The organism is Bradyrhizobium sp. I1.14.4 (assembly GCF_050435825.1).
Lineage (GTDB): Bacteria > Pseudomonadota > Alphaproteobacteria > Rhizobiales > Xanthobacteraceae > Bradyrhizobium.
Genome location: NZ_JBNDLA010000011.1, coordinates 34,876 through 53,564, shown reverse-complemented (window position 1 = coordinate 53,564; position 18,689 = coordinate 34,876). Strand labels below are relative to the sequence as shown.

Below are 18,689 nucleotides of genomic sequence, written 5' to 3'. Positions count from 1 at the left end.
ATGTCGCCGCACTCTGCGCTTTGTCGGCAAGTCGTGGACAGATATTATCTTTTCAGCACGGCACGCGGGGCGTCCGCGGCCGACACGGTGTTTGATGAGCTCGATTGCCGATCCCATAGCCGGTTCACCGGTGGCTGACGCCAAAACCGAGGCCAAAACCGAGGCCAAGAGCGAGGCCCAGGCGAAGCTTGCGGCGGCTGCGCCCGCGATCACGCTGCCGGCGACCGGTGAGCGCGAGCTCAGGCTCGACCTGTTCCGCGGGCTCGCGCTGTGGCTGATCTTCATCGATCATCTGCCGACCAATCTTCTGACCTGGCTGACGATCCGCAACTACGGATTCTCCGACGCCACCGAGATCTTCATCTTCATCTCCGGCTACACGGCAGCCTTCGTCTATGGCCGCGCGATGCTGGAGGGCGGCTTCGTGATCGCGACCGCGCGCATCCTGCGCCGGGTCTGGCAGATCTATGTCGCGCACGTTTTCCTGTTCACGATCTTCCTCGCCGAGATCTCCTATGTCGCGACCTCGTTCGAGAACCCGCTCTACTCCGAAGAGATGGGGATCATGGACTTCCTCAAGCAGCCCGACGTCACCATCGTCCAGGCGCTGCTGCTGCGCTTCCGTCCCGTCAACATGGACGTACTGCCGCTCTATATTGTCTTGATGCTGTTCCTGCCGCTGATCCTGTGGCTGATGAAATGGAAGCCCGACGTCACGCTCGGCCTGTCGGTCTTGCTCTACGCGCTGACCTGGCAGTTCGATCTCTACCTCACAGCCTATCCGAACGGCTTCTGGGCGTTCAATCCGTTTGCCTGGCAATTGCTGTTCGTGTTCGGCGCCTGGTGCGCGCTCGGCGGCGCGCGGCGGATGTCGCGCATCCTGTCGTCCAACATCACGATGTGGATCTGCATCGTCTATCTCGTCGCCGCGTTCTTCGTGACGCTGACCTGGTACGTGCCGCAGCTCGGCCATATCATGCCGAAGGTCGTCGAGCAGTGGATGTATCCGATCAACAAGACCGACCTTGACGTGTTGCGGTTCGCGCATTTCCTGGCGCTTGCCGCGCTCACCGTGCGCTTCCTGCCGAAGGATTGGCCGGGGCTGAAATCGCCCTGGCTGCGACCTTTGATCCTGTGTGGCCAGCATTCGCTTGAGATATTCTGCCTCGGGGTCTTCCTCGCCTTTGCCGGTCACTTCGTGCTTGCCGAAGTATCGGGCGGTGCCGCACTGCACGCCTTGATCAGCGTCTGCGGTATCCTCATCATGTGCGGCATGGCGTGGATAATTTCGTGGTACAAACACTCCGCCGACAAAGGCGCCTCGCGTAAGGGCGCCGGCGGCAACGCCGATCTGGCAGGAGGGGGAGCATGAAGTCCGCGCGGACGATGCTGAGCCTGACGCTGCTGGCCGCCTGCCTGGCGGCTGTTTTGACGGCGGCGCCCGCGCGCGCCGGCGACACCGCCGATCCGGCACCGGCGCCGCCCTGCGACGTGCCCGCCTATCTGCTGGCAACCGAGAGCTCGCTGCCGAAGGTTACGGATGCGGTGAAGGGCAACCACCCGCTCAACGTGCTGGTGGTGGGCAGCCGCTCCTCGACCATCACCGGCAACGAGGCGAGCGCCTATCCGGCCACGCTGCAAGCGGCGCTGAAGGAGGCGTTTCCATCGGCGACAATCGATCTATCCGTAGAATTACAGGGAAAGTACACCGCCGAGGAAACCGCGGGAACTCTTGTTAAGCTTGTTGAAGCAAAAAAGCCTACTTTGGTTATCTGGCAGACCGGAACGGTCGATGCTATGCGAGCAGTTGATCCTGACGATTTCCGTACCGCCATCAACGACGGCGTTGTTGCGTTGCGGGGCGCCGGGGCCGACGTGGTGCTGGTCAATCTGCAATACAGCCCGCGTACGGAGACGATGATCTCTGCACCGCCATATCTCGACAATATGAAGGTGGTGGCGCAGCAGCACGACGTTCCGCTGTTCGACCGGTTCGCGATCATGAAGCAATGGAGCGACGCCGGATATTTTGACCTGTTCAGCACCTCGCATGGTGTCGATCTGGCCAAGAAGGTTCATGCCTGTCTCGGCCGCGCACTGGCGAAATTCGTGATCGATGCGGCCCATCTGGGCCCGGTGCAGCAGAATTAGAGGAAGCAGAGTTGATGCGTTTTGCCGTCCCTTTTCGCCTCGCAGCAGGGCGGAGCCTGTGCGCCATTGCGGCGCTCGCGCTGCTGGCGCCGCTCTCGGTCGCGCCGTTGCGCGCGCAGACCGGGCAGGCCGACCAGCATGCGGCGCTCTCGCCTGGTGCCAAGGCTGAGGCCAAGTCCGAGGTCAAGTCCGAGGCCGCCAAGCCTGATGCTGGCAAGCCCGCCGCGATCGAAGCCGATGCGGCCAATCAGCAGCAGCCGGGCGTCGCCGCGAAGGCGCTCGACACGGTAAAGCAGGTCGCGCGCTCGGCGAGCGACATCTTCCACCGCGTGCCCTGTCATCAGCCCAAGGGCGTGCCGAACTCGACCGGCTCGCTGCCGCATGTCGCGGCCAAGCTCGCCGCCGGCAAGCCGGTCGTCATCATCGCGTTCGGCTCGTCCTCGACCCAGGGCTATGGTTCGTCGGCGCCGGAATTCACCTATCCCAACCGGCTCGCCGGACAGTTGCGGCGGCAGTATCCCTCCGCCGACATCACCGTGCTCAACCGCGGCAAGGGCGGCGAGGATGCGCCCGAGATGATGAAGCGGCTGCAGTCGGAAGTGATCGACGTGCATCCCGACATGGTGATCTGGCAGGTCGGCACCAATGCGCTGCTGCGCAACCTCGATCCCGCCGAGACCGCGAAGCAGGTCGAGGACGGCGTGGCGCGCCTTCAGGCCTCCGGCGCCGACATCGTGCTGGTCGATCCGCAATATTCGCCGCGCGTCACCGAGCGTCCCGAAAGCGCGCGCGGCATGGTGAAGCTGCTCGGCCGCATCGCCGCGCTGCGCCATGTCGGCATCTTCCCGCGCTTCGAGGTGATGCGCGACTGGCACGAGAAACAGGCGATTCCGATCGACGATTTCGTCACTGCCGACGGCCTGCACATGAACGACTGGGGCTATGCCTGCTTCGCCCAGCTGCTCGGCGACGACATCATCCGCTCGGTCGGGGCAATCAAGATCGGCGTCAACGTCCCCTCGGACGTGCGGACCTACCGGCCGATGTGATTGGCCTTCTGCCGGCACCACATGCGCCGACAATCTTGACCTCGCCGCGGTAATCCGCTCCCTTGGCGCCGAACCGATCCCCCTCGGGATGAAGCCTTAAGGGAAACGCTCATGTCTTTTGTGCTGGCCATCGATCAGGGCACCACATCGTCGCGCGCCATGGTGTTTCGCGGCGACATCTCCATCGCCGCGGTCGCGCAGCAGGAATTTCCGCAACATTTCCCGGCCTCCGGCTGGGTCGAGCACGAGCCGGAGGACATCTGGACCTCGACCGTGATGGTGTGCCGCGAGGCGCTGGAGAAGGCCGGCCTCAAGGCGCGGGACATCGCCGCGATCGGCATCACCAACCAGCGCGAGACCACCGTGGTGTGGGACCGCGCCACCGGACAGGCCGTGCACCGCGCCATCGTCTGGCAGGACCGGCGCACCGCCGACATCTGCGCCCGATTGAAGGGCGAGGGCCATGAGCCGGCGATCTCGGCCAAGACCGGCCTGATCATCGATCCCTATTTCTCCGGCACCAAGGTTGCCTGGATCCTCGATCACGTGCCGGGCGCGCGCGAACGCGCCGAGCGCGGCGAGCTGCTGTTCGGTACCGTCGACTGCTATTTGCTGTGGCGGCTCACCGGCGGCCGGGTGCACGCCACGGACGCCACCAACGCCTCGCGCACCCTGCTGTTCAACATCCACACCGGCGCCTGGGACGACGACCTCATCAAGCTGCTGGGCGTGCCGCGCTCGATGCTTCCCGAGGTGAAGGATTCCTCCGCCCGGTTCGGTGAGAGCACGGCGGACCTGTTCGGCGGCCCGATCGCGATCTCAGGGATAGCCGGCGACCAGCAAGCCGCGACCATCGGCCAGGCCTGCTTCGAGCCCGGCATGATGAAGTCGACCTACGGTACCGGCTGCTTCGCACTGCTCAACACCGGCACCACGCCGGTCGTGTCGAAGAACAAGCTGCTCACGACGATCGCCTATCAGCTCAATGGCCAGCGCACCTACGCGCTCGAAGGCTCGATCTTCGTCGCCGGCAGCGCGGTGCAGTGGCTGCGCGACGGGCTCGGCATCATCAAGCACGCTGCCGAAACCGGACCTCTTGCCGACAAATCCGACTCGATGCAGAGCGTCTACCTGGTGCCGGCCTTCGTCGGCTTGGGCGCGCCCTACTGGAATCCGCGCGTGCGCGGCGCGCTGTTCGGCCTGACCCGCAACACCGGTCCGGCCGAGCTCGCGCATGCGACCTTGGAGAGCGTCTGCTACCAGACCTTCGATCTGTGGGCCGCGATGCGCACCGACTGGCCGGAGGCAAACGCCGCCAACACCGTGCTGCGTGTCGACGGCGGCATGACCGCGTCGGACTGGACCATGCAGCGGCTCGCCGACCTGCTCAACGCGCCGGTCGACCGTCCCATGATCCAGGAGACCACGGCGCTCGGCGCCGCCTATCTCGCCGGCCTCGACGCCGGCGTCTATCCGGAGCCCGCCAAGTTCGCCGACAATTGGCGGCTCGAGCACCGCTTCAGGCCGGCGATGAGCGAGGCGACGCGCGAGCGCAAGCTCGCCGGCTGGTCGCGCGCGGTGAAGGGCGTGCTGGCGAGCGACGAGGGGGAGTAGCGCCCCGGGCGAAGAATTCCGGCTCAAGTCTCGCACCAAAAATAACAACCATCGGAGAACAATATGAACACGGATCTCAACCGCGTCGCGAAACTACTCACTGCCGCGCTCTGCGCCATGATGCTCGCCGTTCCCGCCACCGCGCGCGACAAGGCGAGCGCGCTCGTCGCGGCGCGTGAGGTCAAGACCGACGTCGCGGGGCTGAAGGCGCCGGGCCAGATCCTGGTCGACGTCTGGGGCATCCCGCATATCTATGCCGGCAACGAGCATGACCTGTTCTTCCTGCAGGGCTTCAACGCCGCGCGCGACCGGCTCTGGCAGATCGATCTCTGGCGCAAGCGCGGGCTCGGCCTGCTGGCGAAGGACTTTGGCCCGGCCTATGCCGAGCAGGACAAGGCGCTGCGTCTGTTCCTCTATCGCGGCGACATGAATGCGGAATGGGCCGCCTATGGTCCGAAAGCGAAGTCCTATGCGGACGCGTTCGTGGCCGGCGTCAACGCCTATGTCGCCGACGTCAGAGCGGGCAAGCGGGCGCTGCCGATCGAGTTCAGGATCGCGGGCACGATGCCGGATTTGTGGTCGGCGGAGGATGTCGTGCGCGTCCGCAGCCACGGCCTGACGCGCAACGTTGCCTCCGAGGTGAAGCGCGCGATGGTCGCCTGCGCCGCCGGCCTCGATGCCGATCGCTTCCGCGTCAAGCTGGAGCCGGCGTGGACCACGAAGATTCCCGATGGGCTCGATCCGTGCAGCGTGCCGAAGGGCGTGCTCGCGGCCTACGACCTTGCCACGCGTCCGGTCAAGTTCGCAGCCCCGAAGCATCAGAAGGCGGCGCTGGCGCATGATCCCGACACGTTCCTGGCCGAGGCCGATCAGCAGCGCGACACCATCGGCTCGAACAACTGGGTGATCGCGGCATCGCGCACCGCGACCGGACGGCCGATCCTCGCCAACGATCCGCATCGCGAGCACTCGGTGCCATCGCTGCGCTACATCGTCGGCCTCAACGCACCCGGCATCTCCGTGATCGGCGCCGGCGAGCCGGCGCTGCCGGGCATCTCGATCGGCCACAACGACACCATCGCGTTCGGGCTGACCATCTTCAACGTCGACCAGGAAGACCTCTACGTCTACGAGCTCAACCCGGACAATCCGAACCAGTATCGCTACGGCGCGGGCTGGGAGGACATGCGCATCGTGCACGAAAAGGAAGCCGTGAAGGGCGAGGCCGACCGCGACCTCGAGCTGAAGTTCACCCGCCATGGCCCGGTGATCTTCGTCGACGCCGACAAGAAGCATGCGTTCGCCGTGCGCTCGATCTGGTTCGAGCCGGGCACCTCGGCCTATTTCGGCTCCTCCGACTACATGACCGCGAAGAGCTGGAACGGCTTCCTCGGCGCGATGCGGCGCTGGGGCGCGCCGTCGGAGAACCAGGTCTATGCCGACACGTCAGGCAATATCGGCTGGGTCGCTGCCGGCAAGACGCCGCGCCGGACCAGCTTCGATGGGCTGATGCCGGTGCCCGGCGACGGCCGCTACGAGTGGCAGGGTTTCCTGTCGCTCGACGAGCTGCCGAAACTGTATCAGCCGAAGCAGGGATTCATCGCGACCGCCAACCAGATGAACCTGCCGGCGGACTATCCGGTCAACGAGCGCAGGGTCGGCTTCGAATGGGCCGACAGCGCGCGCTGGCAACGCATCGTTGAGGTGCTGCAGGCCAACGGCAGGGTAACGCTGGCGGACGCGATGGCGCTGCAGAACGACGACACCGGCATGCTGGCGCGCCGCCTCGTCGCGCTGCTGAAACCGCTCACGTCCGACGATGCCAATGTCAAGAAGGGCCTCGATCTGCTTAAGGCGTGGGACGCACGCGACGCGGCGGACAGCGCGGCCGCGGCGGTCTACGAGGTCTGGATAGCAAACCATCTCGGCCCGGTGCTGCTCAAGACCACGGCGCCGAAGGCGGCAGACATGATCGCGCCGGAGGCTTCCAGCATTTCCGCCATCGTCGGCTATCTCGAAAAGCCCGACGCGGCGCTGGGCAGCGATCCCGCCGGCGAACGCGACCGCGTGCTGCGCGACAGCCTCGGCGACGCCGTCACCGACGTCATCGGCAAGCTCGGGAGCGATGCGTCGACCTGGCGCTGGGGCCGCCTGCATGTCGCGCAGTTCGAGCACGCGCTGATGCCGCTCGCCGACAAGGCGACCGCGGCGCAGATGCAGGTCGGCCCGCTCGCCTTCGGCGGCGCCGCCAACGTGCCGCGCGCCGCCACCTATCGCCGCTCCGACTATCACCTGATCTCCGGCGCCTCGTTCCGCATGGTGCTCGATGTCGGCAATTGGGATGCGAGCCGCACCATCAACACGCCCGGCCAATCCGGCGATCCCTTCAGCGGCCACTACCGCGACCTCGCGCCGCTCTGGGCCACCGGTCAGTATGTGCCGCTGCTCTACAGCCGTGGCGCGGTGGAAGCCGCAACCGCCGAGGCGATCACGCTGACGCCGCGGTGAGGGGAGTATGCTTCAAGGCTGCGCCACAAACTCTCCTGTCGTCCCGGGCAAGCGAAGCGCGACCCGGGACCCATAACCACAAATGCGAGTTGTGTAACAACGCTGGGGCCACAGCCTCTGCAACAACAGACGAGGGTGGTTATGGGTCCCTGCTTTCGCAGGGACGACATCGAGTGTGTGGCAAGCGCGCACGTGCTATTTCGTCTGCTTCTCCTGCACCTCCAACATCGCGCGCAGCGTGTCGTCGCTGAGCCTGCCGTTCGGCGACGGCGTGCGCCGCTCGACGGTCTCGACAGGACGTGCGTGTTGCGGAAGCACCGGAGCGCTGCGCACCGCTGCACCATCCTCGATGTCGGCGGCCTCGTCAGCCGCACCCGCACCATGCGCGTAGCCGATGCCGCGCCGGCGCCGCACAGGCTTCGGCTTCGGTGGTGGCGGCGTGTAGATGATCGGCGGCAGCGTGTGATGGCGCGACACGGTCTCTGCTCCGGTGGCCTCTCCACATGGAGCCGCTGATTCGGCAAAACACCCGCTGACAAATCGGTAACATTGTTACGCGGCGTTGCATTGCATCTGCCGCGACATGCGGATATCTCCCGCCGGCAACGCAGAAAAAAGGTCGCGCGATGCTGCTGCCCGACGGTTACTCCGACATCCCCCGCGGCAAGATCGCCGCTGTCGTCACCCATCTGGAAATGACCGCGCGTCCGCCGCGGCGCGACGATCCGCCCGGCGCGTGGCGCCTGCGCAAGGTCGATCCGCCCGCGCTCGACTGGTACCGCGGTCTCTACTGCCGCGTCGGCGAGGAGTGGCTGTGGTTCACCCGCACCGGGCTCGATGACGCCGATCTCGCCGGGCGGATTCACGCGCCCGGCGTCGAGCTCTACGGGCTGGTCGTCGACGGCCGGGATGAAGGCCTGCTCGAACTCGATTTCAGCGTGCCCGGCGAATGCCAGCTGCTTTATTTCGGCGTCACCGCAAAATTCATCGGCACCGGCGCCGCGCGCTTCCTGATGAACCGCGCGCTCGAGATCGCGTGGTCGCGCGACGTCGTCCGGGTCTGGGTGCACACCTGCACCTTCGATCATCCCTCGGCGATCGCGTTCTACCAGCGCTCGGGGTTTCGTCCGTTCAAGCGGCAGATCGAGGTGGCCGACGATCCAAGGCTCGACGGTAAATTGCCGCGCGATGCGGCGAGGCATGTGCCTGTGATTGCATAGCTCGCTACGCAGACCGGATCATGATCCGGTTGCAACGCAGCGCAAGCCATCTAGGATGGTCCAAAGCGCAACCCGCTTGTTCCGTCGTCATTTGCTTCGAAGAAGTTCTTGGAGCGATGGATTGCCGGGTTGTTCAGATGAGAGACGCGCTACGCGCTTCCGCTCGGCAATGACGAGTATGCAATCATGTTCCTGATCGGCCAGTACGACTCGCCCTTCGTCCGCCGCACCGCGATCGCGCTGCGGCTCTATGGGCTGCCCTATGAGCACAAACCCTGGTCGACCTTCGGCGATGCGGAGAGGGTTGCGGCCTACAATCCAGTGCGGCGGGTGCCGACGCTGGTGCTCGATGACGGCGAGGCGCTGATCGAGAGCGGCACCATCCTGGATTATCTCGACGAACTGGTCGGGCCGGACCAGGCAATGATTGCGCGCTCCGGGCCAGAGCGACGCAGGCATCTGCGCATCACGGCGCTGGCGACCGGGCTTGCCGACAAGGCGGTGAGCCTTGTCTACGAGCGGGTGCTGCGCAAGGAGCAGTTGAAACTCTGGGTCGAGCGTTGTGAGGCGCAGATTTCGGGCGTGCTTGCGGTGCTGGAGCAGGAGCGGGCGGCGGTGTCGTCGCCGTATTGGTTGGGCGATCGCATCGGCCATGCCGACATCGCGGTGGCCTGCGCGCTGCGCTTCACCGGCGAAGCGCATCCGCATCTGTTCGATGCGCGCTATCCGGCGCTGCAGGCCCACGCCGCGCGCTGCGAGGCGCTGCCGCCGTTTTTGGAGATCGTGCAGCCGCTGGCGCCGCCGAGCGGTTAGCGACGGGTGCCGCGTTGAGGCGACGGCGAAGAAGCGTCTGCGGATTTGAGCGTGAGCGAGGCGGCCCGGCTCGCCGGTACGCAGGGGATGGCGGACGCGAGTCTTGCACCATGGCTCTTGCGCCATGGCGCTGAACATTGCGTTCGCGATGCCGCGCATTGTGAACAGGCACATACCGGCGCATCCGGCTGGCAGTGCGCTTTGTGCTGACAGTTCTGTCCGCTGAAGCCGGGCACTGCCATGTCCGGGGGGTCAGCACTGACCCCCCGGGGTTCCGTCGTTGAGCTCTCTGATGAGGCGGTTTAGCCGCTTGTTGCGATACCCGGTCTTGTCATTGAGAATTGCGGTAAGCCTGTCCTGCGATGTTTGCGAGAGCGCCCAGCCAAGCGGAATATCTTCTGCGTCGGTCATGCCAAGGTGATAGTACGACCCATGCAGTCGGCAGGTCAAATCGCGTAGCTCTTTTGCGACATCGATGCCGGTTGCGGCCCGCGCCTGTAAGGCGATATCCACAACGCCTGGACCGTTTCCGCCGAATGCTGCATTCTGCATCAGGAACGAGAAGGTGGAGATAATCTGCTCGACGGTTGCCGACGGTTGCATGGGCTTGGTGTCACCGGATTTGCTTTGAAACAGATTTGCGGGTCCATCAACGAACCCGCTCCACCAGGTTGGCTTCGTTGGCCCTGGTTTGCAGAAGTCATCCGCAGAATCCGTTCCGTCCTCGTCAAGTTTTCTAAACAGACAACCCATCTCACGCAGCGGGTCGCTCGTGATCTGGACTACGACAAGGTGAACTTTGTCAAAGTCCGCGTGCCCCTTTGTCTGCAGGCCCAATATGAGGTCCTTGAGCGTTGCAGCGCCGTAATTGTCGTAGAACCCTCCATCGGCGACGGCCTCCCGCTCCTTACAGCCGGGTGAGTTCGAGACGTTGACCCACCCCAGATCCGATACAAACGGAAAGCGCGCGCTTGCGCCGATGGATGCGCTGAGGAAGGGGTTCATCTCCTCCGTGATATTAACATGGCATGTCGTTCGCAGGTTGATCCAGTCCTTCGTTTTGACGTCCGCCGAAACAGCCCGGTCGCCGCTACTCGCTGTTGTGGCATTCAGCACAAGGAGGGGGTGCGCTTCGTCGCGCCCCCAAAGAGCACCGATCGGCTTGGCAAGGGCATGCGCGGATGCGGAGCTTGAGCCCACGGTCGACTCCCAGCGGTTCTCCCAACTGGTTTCAAGTGCATCGTCACGCCGTGGGAAGCTGGGAAACAGTGGAGAGCGGGGGAACAAAGCGTTTGCAGGAAGACCCGCAACCGTCGCACCGACAACGCCGGACAAAAAATCCCCATCATGAAATATCCGTACGCACGACTCCTTCTTGCCGTCGGCCGCGCAGGTTGCATCTTGCGCCGCAAGCAGGCCGTAGCTGACGCCGAGGCCGAGTGACCCCCCTGAAACTCCGCTCGACGCAAACAGCTCCTGCCTGAACTTCGGTACATTGTCGGCAAGGCGCATCATGATGAGTGAGGTCCAGAAACTTGCGCGAATTCCTCCTCCCGCCGCACCGACTAATACCAGGATTGGCTTGGTCTTGCCGGCTGCCACGGGGTTTGTGCTGGATGCCTGCGGGCCAGTGCTGCGAACTGCCTGCCGGCTGACACCATCCGCTGCTTTCGAGTCTGTGCTGCCGGATGCTTGCTGGTCATCAATGCCGGCTGCCTTCCTCCAGTTCGCGTAAGCGGCCTCCAGCGACGGCACCTCAGCCTTCGGTCCATTTTCCTCATGCCGGACGTAGTCGAGGATCGGATAACCTCGAGCGGTAATAACGGCCAGTACAACCAGGCTCTTCACAGCCCACATGCTGCTGGCGACAAGAACGAGGAGCCACGTTCCGCGGCCTGATCTTCCGCTCATATAGCCGGCTGCGGCGAGTGCAAAAATGACGAACACCCAGGCGAGAATCGCAAGAGTAAGCGCAAGCGCGGAGCCTATCGTGTCGCCGATCGTATTGGGGGCAAGTGCGAGAAGGAACAGAATGACCGCAGCAATGGCGCCGACGCCGTTCGCAGCAAAGCGACTGGAATAGTTCAGAAAACCGCTGAACATGGCCGGAATGAAGACGCCGACAACCCAGCCGAGTCCGAACACCAGAATCCCGACGCCGATGTTGTTGTGAAGCGTGGCAACAATACCCATGACCAGCGCTGAGAGTCCTCCGATGCTGACAAGCGTCTCGATATCGAAGGGCTCGCCGTCTTTTCTGATGAGCAGAATGATAAGACCTTCAAGTGTGACCAGCGAGACCGTCAGCCCCGAAAACAGCGCGAGACCGCGATACCAGACGTCGGCGGCCTGAAGCAGGTCCTTCCCCTGGTCAGTCCAGATGAGGCCTGCCACGACGACGAAAGCCAAGGCGATCATCAGCCCGGCTGTGCCGAGAGCCTCCAGTTTATGCGAACGAATCCACGTCCAGAATGCCCAAATCCGCGCCGACAGGTTCATCCCGACGGGCTGTGCCGGAGGATCACTGGCGATTTTTGCTTCGCCGTTGGTTGGGATAACTTTTGGATCAGCCGTGTCTTGGGACATGTCTTGGTCTCCCGCGTCAAACGCGCCTAGCCGATTGCCAAGGCGAGCTTTGTATCACCCGTTGGAGAAGACCTAAGTGAACTGCTTCACTGTAGGTAGAATAGGCGGGTGTTTGATCGCAGCTCTAGGCAAGATCGACTTACGTTGTTCAGGGGGTCGGCTGACGCGCGCCAGCGAAGTGGTGGCGGTGCGACAAAACAACCCGACGGGCAACTCAGCAAAACGGGTCAAGCCCCCGCAGCAAAAATATTTCGCTTTATCAGAAGTGCAACTCGGTGTATGGTCTGCCCGTCTCACCCGATCGAGGGGCGCTTCGCGATCGTCACGAACGCGGTGTGAGATGCGGTGGACGCTGAGTGTGCGACTGACGAGAGCACGCGAAGCGGACGGTGAAGTCGTGTGGTCCTGACGCCCTAGTGGCAGGTGTCCTCACGTGAAACGCGCAAGCGTTTTGCGAAGGCGGTGACAAACAAGCCCAGTCTCGCCGGGGAGAGCACGAAGTAAGCCGTAACCCATCGCGCAGGGAAAGCCGGATTGCTCCGGTTACACCTGTGGTCCTACCCCCGAGCTTTCTACCTTTTGCTCGGGGCCCATGGGTGCGATCGGCACCCGGCTTTCCCTGCGCCCTCTGCGAGAGAGAGGGCGGAACGAAGAGCAAAGCTCGGACAATTCATGTCGCGAGAATACAGAGCTGCGTCCTCACTCACACCTGTCATCGCCCGCGCATGCGGGCGATCCAGTAAGCTGCGGCCTCTCGGCTCAAGCACCGCTGCCTCTGGAATACTGGATCACCCGCATGCGCGGGTGACGACACCCAGAGCTTGGTCTCGCTTCGCGCGCAATGACGGCGATGGGTGTTGGGCCACACGCCACTCCACACGCCCCAAGGCGCGCGCTTCGGGCTACCCATTGCCGGTCCGATCTTCTATGGTGAATTGTTCGGGTCGCATGCAACGAACTAGATAATTCCATGATATCAAAGGCTTAAGGCTCGGATCGAGGCCTTTGGAGGGCGGTTTGACGCGGTATATTTCGACCCGGGGTGAGGCCCCGGCGCTTGGCTTCTGCGATGTGATGCTGACCGGGCTTGCCCGTGACGGCGGGCTCTACGTGCCCGAGATCTGGCCGCAGCTTTCGCCGGAGACCATCGCCGCCTTTTTCGGCCGCCCCTATTGGGAGGTCGCGGTCGAGATCATCCGGCCGTTTGCCGCCGGCGAGATTTCCGACGCCGAACTCGGCCGCATGGCGAACGAGGCCTATGCCACGTTCCGCCATCCTGCGGTGGTGCCGCTCGACCAGGCCGGGCCGAACCAGTTCCTGCTCGAGTTGTTCCATGGGCCGACGCTGGCGTTCAAGGACGTCGCGATGCAGCTGATCTCGCGGCTGATGGATCATGTGCTGGCCAAGCGCGCGCAGCGCACCACCATCGTGGTCGCAACGTCGGGCGATACCGGCGGCGCCGCGGTCGAAGCGTTTGCCAATCTCGACAATGTCGACCTCGTCGTGCTGTTCCCGAACGGGCGCATCTCCGAGGTGCAGCGCCGTATGATGACGACGACGGGCGCCGCCAACGTCCACGCGCTTGCGATCGAAGGCACGTTCGACGATTGCCAGGCGCTGGTGAAGGAGATGTTCAACAACCATCGCTTCCGCGACCAGGTGGCGCTGTCCGGGGTCAATTCGATCAACTGGGCGCGCATCGTCGCGCAGGTGGTCTACTACTTCACTTCGGCAGTCGCGCTCGGCTCGCCCCAGCGGACCGTTGATTTCACGGTCCCGACCGGAAACTTCGGCGATATCTTCGCCGGCTATGTCGCCAAGCGCATGGGGCTGCCGATCCGGTGGCTGCGCATCGCCGCCAACGTCAACGACATCCTGCCGCGCACGCTGAAGACCGGCATCTACGAAGTGCGCGAAGTGCACGCCACGGCGTCGCCGTCGATGGATATCCAGGTGTCTTCCAACTTCGAGCGGCTGTTGTTCGAGGCCAGCGGCCGCGACGCCGCGCAGGTTCGCCGCTTGATGGCCTCGTTGAAGCAGTCCGGCCGCTTCGTGCTGCCCGATGCGACGCTGGCCGCCGTGCGCCGCGATTTCGAGGCCGGCCGCGCCGACGAAACCGAGACCGCAGCCGCGATCCGCGCCGCCTGGCGCGAGGCCGGCGATCTGGTCGATCCCCACACCGCGGTGGCGCTCGCGGTCGCCGACCGCGACACCTCGGACTCGAAGATCCCGAACATCGTGCTGTCGACCGCGCATGCGGCCAAATTCCCCGACGCGGTCGAGGCTGCCTGCGGGGTGCGTCCGCAGCTGCCCGCCTGGCTCGGCGGGCTGATGACGAAATCCGAACACATGACGGTCATGAAGAATGATTCTGCCGAGGTCGAGCGCTTCGTGCTGTCGGTCAGCCGTGCCGCCAAGCAGGGAGTTGCCTGATGAGCGTTGAAATCACCAAGCTGCCAAGCGGCCTGACTGTCGTCACCGACACCATGGCGCATTTGGAGACCGCGGCGCTTGGGGTCTGGGCCGGCGTCGGCGGGCGCGACGAGAAGCCGAACGAGCACGGCATCTCGCATCTGCTCGAACACATGGCGTTCAAGGGCACCGCGCGGCGTTCCTCGCGCGAGATCGTCGAGGAGATCGAGGCGGTCGGCGGCGACCTCAATGCCGGGACCTCGACCGAGACCACGGCCTATTATGCGCGGGTGATGAAGGCGGACGTGCCGCTGGCGCTCGATGTGCTGTCCGACATCCTCGCCAACCCGTCCTTCGTGCCGGACGAGCTCGAGCGCGAGAAGAGCGTCATCGTTCAGGAGATCGGCGCGGCGCAGGATACGCCTGACGACGTCGTGTTCGAGCATCTCAACGAGCTCTGCTATCCGGAGCAGCCGATGGGCCGCTCGCTGCTCGGCACCGCGAAGACGCTAAAGGCCTTCAATCGCGACATGCTGCGCAGCTATCTCTCGACGCATTACCGCGCGCCGGACATGGTTGTTGCGGCTGCCGGCGCAGTCGATCACAAGCGCGTCGTCGAGGACGTCGCGCGGAAATTTTCGAGTTTCGACGCCACGCCGGCGCCGAAGCCGCAAGCGGCGATGTTCGGCAAAGGCGGCTCGCGCGTGGTGCATCGCGATCTCGAGCAGGCGCATCTGACGCTGGCGCTGGAAGGCGTGCCGCAGACCGACCTGTCGCTGTTCTCGCTGCAGGTCTTCACCAACACGCTCGGCGGCGGAATGTCGTCGCGGCTGTTCCAGGAGGTGCGCGAGAAGCGCGGGCTGTGCTACTCGATCTACACTTTCCACGCGCCCTACACCGACACCGGCTTCTTCGGCCTCTACACTGGGACCGATCCCGCCGACGCGCCGGAAATGATGGAAGTCATCGTCGACGTCATCAATGACGCGGTCGAAACCCTGACCGAGGCCGAGGTCGCCCGCGCCAAGGCGCAGATGAAGGCCGGCCTGTTGATGGCGCTGGAAAGCTGTTCATCCCGGGCCGAACAGCTGGCGCGCCATGTGCTAGCCTATGGCCGGCCGCAGACCGTGGACGAGCTGGTGGCGCGGATCGACGCAGTCAGCGTCGAATCGAGCCGCGACGCGGCCCGCGCCCTGCTGTCGCGCAGCCGGCCCGCTGTTGTTGCCCTCGGCAGCGGAAGGGGTCTGGACACGGCGGTGTCTTTTGCGGAAGGATTGACGAAGTCGAAGGCAAAGACGCTGCTGCATTAGGAGTTCAGTTTACCTCTCCCCGCCTGCGGGGAGAGGTCGGATTGCGCAGCAATCCGGGTGAGGGGTACGGGTCCCGACAATAGGCTCGCTCGCGGACGGAGCCCCTCACCCCAACCCTCTCCCCGCAAGAGCGGGGCGAGGGGGCAACAGGCGGGGAGTGTTGGGCCATGGCCCTGTTTCGTTTGCCATCCAGTGGACCGGCTGCATTGATGCCGCGCGGTCACGGGCTGTTGTTGCGGGCGCCGCAAATGTCGGATTTCCCGCAATGGGCGCAACTGCGCGAATTCAGCCGCGCCTATCTCACGCCATGGGAGCCGATCTGGCCCTCCGACGACCTGACCCGCGCGGGCTTCCGCCGCAGGTTGCGCCGCTACACCGAGGATATCGCCGCCGACCGCTCCTATCCGTTCATTATCTTCCGCGAGTCGGACGGAGTGATGATCGGTGGAATCACGCTCGCCAACGTCCGCCGCGGCATCGTGCAGGCCGGCACGATCGGCTATTGGGTCGGCCTGCCGCACGCCCATCGCGGCTACATGACCACGGCACTGCGGGTGCTGCTGCCCTCGTTGTTCGGCGAGCTCAACCTGCACCGCATCGAGGCCGCCTGCATTCCCTCCAATACCTCGTCGATCCGGGTGCTGGAGAAATGCGGCTTCACCCGCGAGGGGCTGGCGCGGCGCTATCTCTGCATCAACGGGATCTGGCAGGACCACCTGCTGTTCGGCCTGCTGCACGAGGATTTCCGCGGCTGAATCTTGAGCCTTTTGGCTGATGGCGGGCCGCATTCCATGCCTTTTGAAGATGCCTTGGGTTCGCCGCCATTGCCTTGCTATAACGCCCGCGAAACTGGGAACCGGATTTGGAGATTTGAGGACATCGATGGGTGACAGGGTGATCAGGTTCGCGCTCGCGGCGGCGGTATCGATCGGTCTCGGTGCCACCTTGCTGCCGTCAATCAGCTCGGCGCAGTCGCTCAGCGACCGCTTCAAGAGCCTGTTCGGCGGCGGTTCGTCCGATTCGGCCAAACCGGCGACGCCGGCAGCGCCGCAGCAGCTCAACGACGCCGATGCCGAGCTGACCTGCCCGCCGGTGCAGATCCGCGCCGGGGCCTCGACCTATTCGGTGGCGACGACCGGCAAGGAGGCGGTCGGGAACGACGTCAAGTTCCTGGCCTCGATCACGCGCACGGCGCGGCAATGCAATCTGAATGGCGGCGAGATCACGGCCAAGATCGGGATCCAGGGGCGGATCATCGTCGGTCCCTCGGGCGCGCCCCCGACCATTCAGGTGCCGCTGCGCGTTGCGGTGGTGAAGGGCGGCGTCGGCGAGAGGACGATTATGACCAAGGCTTACACGACCACGGTGCAGATGGACGAGAGCGGCAGCGTGCCGTTCAGCCTGGTCGCCGAGGATGTCGTCTATCCGACGCCGACGCCCGCGGATAACGACGACTACGTCTTCTATATCGGCTTCGACCCGCAGGCCCTGAAGCCGGAGCCCAAGCCCCGGGCGCCGCACAAGAAGAAGTAGCGCGGCCGCCGTCGACGGGTCGCCGGAATAAGCCAGTAGCTGGAAAAAGAAGAAGGCCGGCGCGATCATCTCGCGCCGGCCTTTTCTGGAAGGAAGTGAGAACGCGTCAGTTCAGCTTGGAGCGGACTTCGGCGATGCCCTTGCCGACGAGGTCGTCGGCAATCGAACCCTTGACCGACTGCGACAGGATGGTCGAGGCGGCGGTCACGGCGGCGTTGGCCGCGGCGGCGCGGACATCGGCCACGGCCTGGGCCTCGGCCTGGGCGATCTTGCTCTCGGCGGTCTTGGTCCGCCGGGCGACAAAATCTTCCATTTTGGTCTTGGCCTCGGCCGCGATCCGCTCGGCTTCGGCCTTGGCGCTCGAGATGATGTCCTCGGCCTCGCGCTCCGCGCTGGCACGGCGCGCCTTGTACTCGCCGAGCAGCTTATTGGCCTCGTCCTTCAGACGGCGGGCGTCATCGAGCTCGGCCTTGATGCGCTCCGCACGATGGTCGAGCGCCGTCAGCAGGGTGCGATGGACGCCGAGATAGCCGAACACGACCAGCAGAATGACGAAGGCGATCGCAACCCAGGTTTCCGGTTCGTAAAACATCGTCTATCCCTTCAGCGACGCGTCGACGGCGCTGTTGACCGCATTGGCGTCCGGCGTGACGCCGGCGAGTTGCTGGACGATGGCGCCGGCCGCATCCGCCGCAATACCGCGGACGTTGCTCATGGCGTTGGTCCGGGTCGTTGCGATCTGCTTCTCGGCGTCGGCGAGCTTGGCCGCCAGCTTTTCTTCCAGCGCCTTGCGCTCGGCTTCCGAGGCCGCGTTCAGCTTCTCGCGGGTCTCGTTGCCGATCGCCTGCGCGTTGGTGCGCGCATTCGCGAGTTCGGTTTCATAGGCCTTGAGCGCCGCGTCGGACTCGTCCTTCAGCTTCTGCGCCTCGGCCAGATCGCCCTCGATCTTGTTCTGGCGTGCATCGATCGTCCCGCCGACGCGCGGCAGGGCAATACGCGACACGATCAGATAGAGCGCGACAAATGCAATCGCCAGGGACACCAACTGCGAGGCGAAATTGGAGGAATCGAACGGCGGAAAGGTTCCGCCGTGATGTCCGCCATCGGCCTCGGTGTGGGCGCCGGCTGTCTGGCCTTTTGCCGCGCCATGACTCTCAGCCATGGTGTTCTCCTGTTGCTGTCATGCGCGCCGCCCTTGGGACGACCTTTGGGCGGCGCGAAGGGTTGCCGCCAAAGCGGAACCGGGTTGCCGCTCAGAGCGGAACGAACAGCAGGAGCAGCGCGATCAGCAGCGAGAAGATGCCGAGCGCTTCGGTCACGGCGAAGCCGAAGATCAGGTTGCCGAACTGGCCCTGCGCGGCCGAGGGGTTGCGCACCGCAGCAGCGAGGTAGTTGCCGAAGATGATGCCCACGCCGACGCCCGCACCGCCCATGCCGATGCACGCGATGCCCGCGCCGATAAGTTTTGCTGCTGCCGGTTCCATTTGTAGCTC

16 protein-coding genes are annotated in these 18,689 nt (G+C 64.6%); 11 read left to right on the top strand and 5 right to left on the bottom strand.

Annotated features, from left to right (window positions below; translation table 11 throughout):
• Positions 1-94 precede the first annotated feature (94 nt).
• The 5 genes from ABIB78_RS22350 to ABIB78_RS22330 all read left to right on the top strand — a co-directional run bounded on the left by ABIB78_RS22350 (position 95) and on the right by ABIB78_RS22330 (position 7,322).
• Positions 95-1,372, top strand: a complete 1,278-nt coding sequence (locus tag ABIB78_RS22350) for an OpgC domain-containing protein (RefSeq protein ID WP_429028656.1) — start codon at positions 95-97, stop codon at positions 1,370-1,372.
• Between the two features lie 14 nt (positions 1,373-1,386).
• Entirely contained in the window at positions 1,387-2,151 is a 765-nt protein-coding gene (locus tag ABIB78_RS22345; RefSeq protein ID WP_429028911.1) for an SGNH/GDSL hydrolase family protein, read from the top strand.
• Between the two features lie 14 nt (positions 2,152-2,165).
• The gene (locus tag ABIB78_RS22340; RefSeq protein WP_429028654.1) at positions 2,166-3,200 is read left to right on the top strand and encodes an SGNH/GDSL hydrolase family protein; all 1,035 of its coding nucleotides are present in this window, start codon (positions 2,166-2,168) and stop codon (positions 3,198-3,200) included.
• A gap of 111 nt (positions 3,201-3,311) precedes the next feature.
• Positions 3,312-4,814: a glycerol kinase GlpK gene (gene glpK, locus ABIB78_RS22335; protein ID WP_429028652.1), complete on the top strand. Its 1,503-nt coding sequence runs from the start codon at positions 3,312-3,314 to the stop codon at positions 4,812-4,814.
• A gap of 63 nt (positions 4,815-4,877) precedes the next feature.
• Entirely contained in the window at positions 4,878-7,322 is a 2,445-nt protein-coding gene (locus ABIB78_RS22330; protein WP_429028650.1) for a penicillin acylase family protein, read from the top strand.
• A 195-nt stretch (positions 7,323-7,517) separates the two neighbouring features.
• On the opposite strand, the gene ABIB78_RS22325 is transcribed toward ABIB78_RS22330, so the two are convergent.
• A complete protein-coding gene (locus ABIB78_RS22325; RefSeq protein ID WP_429028649.1) occupies positions 7,518-7,799 on the bottom strand; it encodes a hypothetical protein in 282 nt (93 codons plus the stop codon).
• Positions 7,800-7,948: 149 nt separating this feature from the next.
• On the opposite strand from ABIB78_RS22325, the gene ABIB78_RS22320 reads away from it, so the two are divergent.
• Together ABIB78_RS22320 and ABIB78_RS22315 are read left to right on the top strand one after the other, a co-directional pair.
• Positions 7,949-8,542: a GNAT family N-acetyltransferase gene (locus ABIB78_RS22320; RefSeq protein WP_429028646.1), complete on the top strand. Its 594-nt coding sequence runs from the start codon at positions 7,949-7,951 to the stop codon at positions 8,540-8,542.
• Positions 8,543-8,728: 186 nt separating this feature from the next.
• Positions 8,729-9,355, top strand: coding sequence for a glutathione S-transferase family protein (locus tag ABIB78_RS22315; protein WP_429028643.1), 627 nt, complete (start codon positions 8,729-8,731; stop codon positions 9,353-9,355).
• A 252-nt stretch (positions 9,356-9,607) separates the two neighbouring features.
• Here ABIB78_RS22315 and ABIB78_RS22310 read toward each other — a convergent pair whose 3' ends face one another.
• Entirely contained in the window at positions 9,608-11,941 is a 2,334-nt protein-coding gene (locus tag ABIB78_RS22310; RefSeq protein ID WP_429028641.1) for a hypothetical protein, read from the bottom strand.
• A gap of 1,017 nt (positions 11,942-12,958) precedes the next feature.
• On the opposite strand from ABIB78_RS22310, the gene thrC reads away from it, so the two are divergent.
• The 4 genes from thrC to ABIB78_RS22290 all read left to right on the top strand — a co-directional run bounded on the left by thrC (position 12,959) and on the right by ABIB78_RS22290 (position 17,196).
• Positions 12,959-14,374 (top strand): threonine synthase, encoded by a 1,416-nt coding sequence (gene thrC, locus ABIB78_RS22305; protein WP_429028639.1) that lies wholly within the window; start codon positions 12,959-12,961, stop codon positions 14,372-14,374.
• The gene (locus ABIB78_RS22300; RefSeq protein ID WP_429028637.1) at positions 14,374-15,663 is read left to right on the top strand and encodes a M16 family metallopeptidase; all 1,290 of its coding nucleotides are present in this window, start codon (positions 14,374-14,376) and stop codon (positions 15,661-15,663) included. The genes thrC and ABIB78_RS22300 overlap by 1 nt, the downstream gene beginning before the upstream one ends.
• A 167-nt stretch (positions 15,664-15,830) precedes the next feature.
• Positions 15,831-16,418, top strand: a complete 588-nt coding sequence (locus ABIB78_RS22295) for a GNAT family N-acetyltransferase (RefSeq protein WP_429028636.1) — start codon at positions 15,831-15,833, stop codon at positions 16,416-16,418.
• A 127-nt stretch (positions 16,419-16,545) separates the two neighbouring features.
• Positions 16,546-17,196 carry a hypothetical protein gene (locus ABIB78_RS22290; RefSeq protein WP_429028634.1) on the top strand — a complete coding sequence of 217 codons (651 nt, stop codon included), beginning with the start codon at positions 16,546-16,548 and terminating at the stop codon, positions 17,194-17,196.
• A gap of 106 nt (positions 17,197-17,302) precedes the next feature.
• Here ABIB78_RS22290 and ABIB78_RS22285 read toward each other — a convergent pair whose 3' ends face one another.
• From ABIB78_RS22285 to ABIB78_RS22275, 3 genes are all read right to left on the bottom strand, one after another.
• A complete protein-coding gene (locus ABIB78_RS22285; RefSeq protein ID WP_429028631.1) occupies positions 17,303-17,788 on the bottom strand; it encodes an ATP F0F1 synthase subunit B in 486 nt (161 codons plus the stop codon).
• Positions 17,789-17,791: 3 nt separating this feature from the next.
• Positions 17,792-18,358 carry a F0F1 ATP synthase subunit B gene (locus tag ABIB78_RS22280; protein ID WP_429028629.1) on the bottom strand — a complete coding sequence of 189 codons (567 nt, stop codon included), beginning with the start codon at positions 18,356-18,358 and terminating at the stop codon, positions 17,792-17,794.
• Positions 18,359-18,449: 91 nt separating this feature from the next.
• Positions 18,450-18,680: a F0F1 ATP synthase subunit C gene (locus tag ABIB78_RS22275; RefSeq protein ID WP_016847054.1), complete on the bottom strand. Its 231-nt coding sequence runs from the start codon at positions 18,678-18,680 to the stop codon at positions 18,450-18,452.
• Positions 18,681-18,689 lie beyond the last annotated feature (9 nt).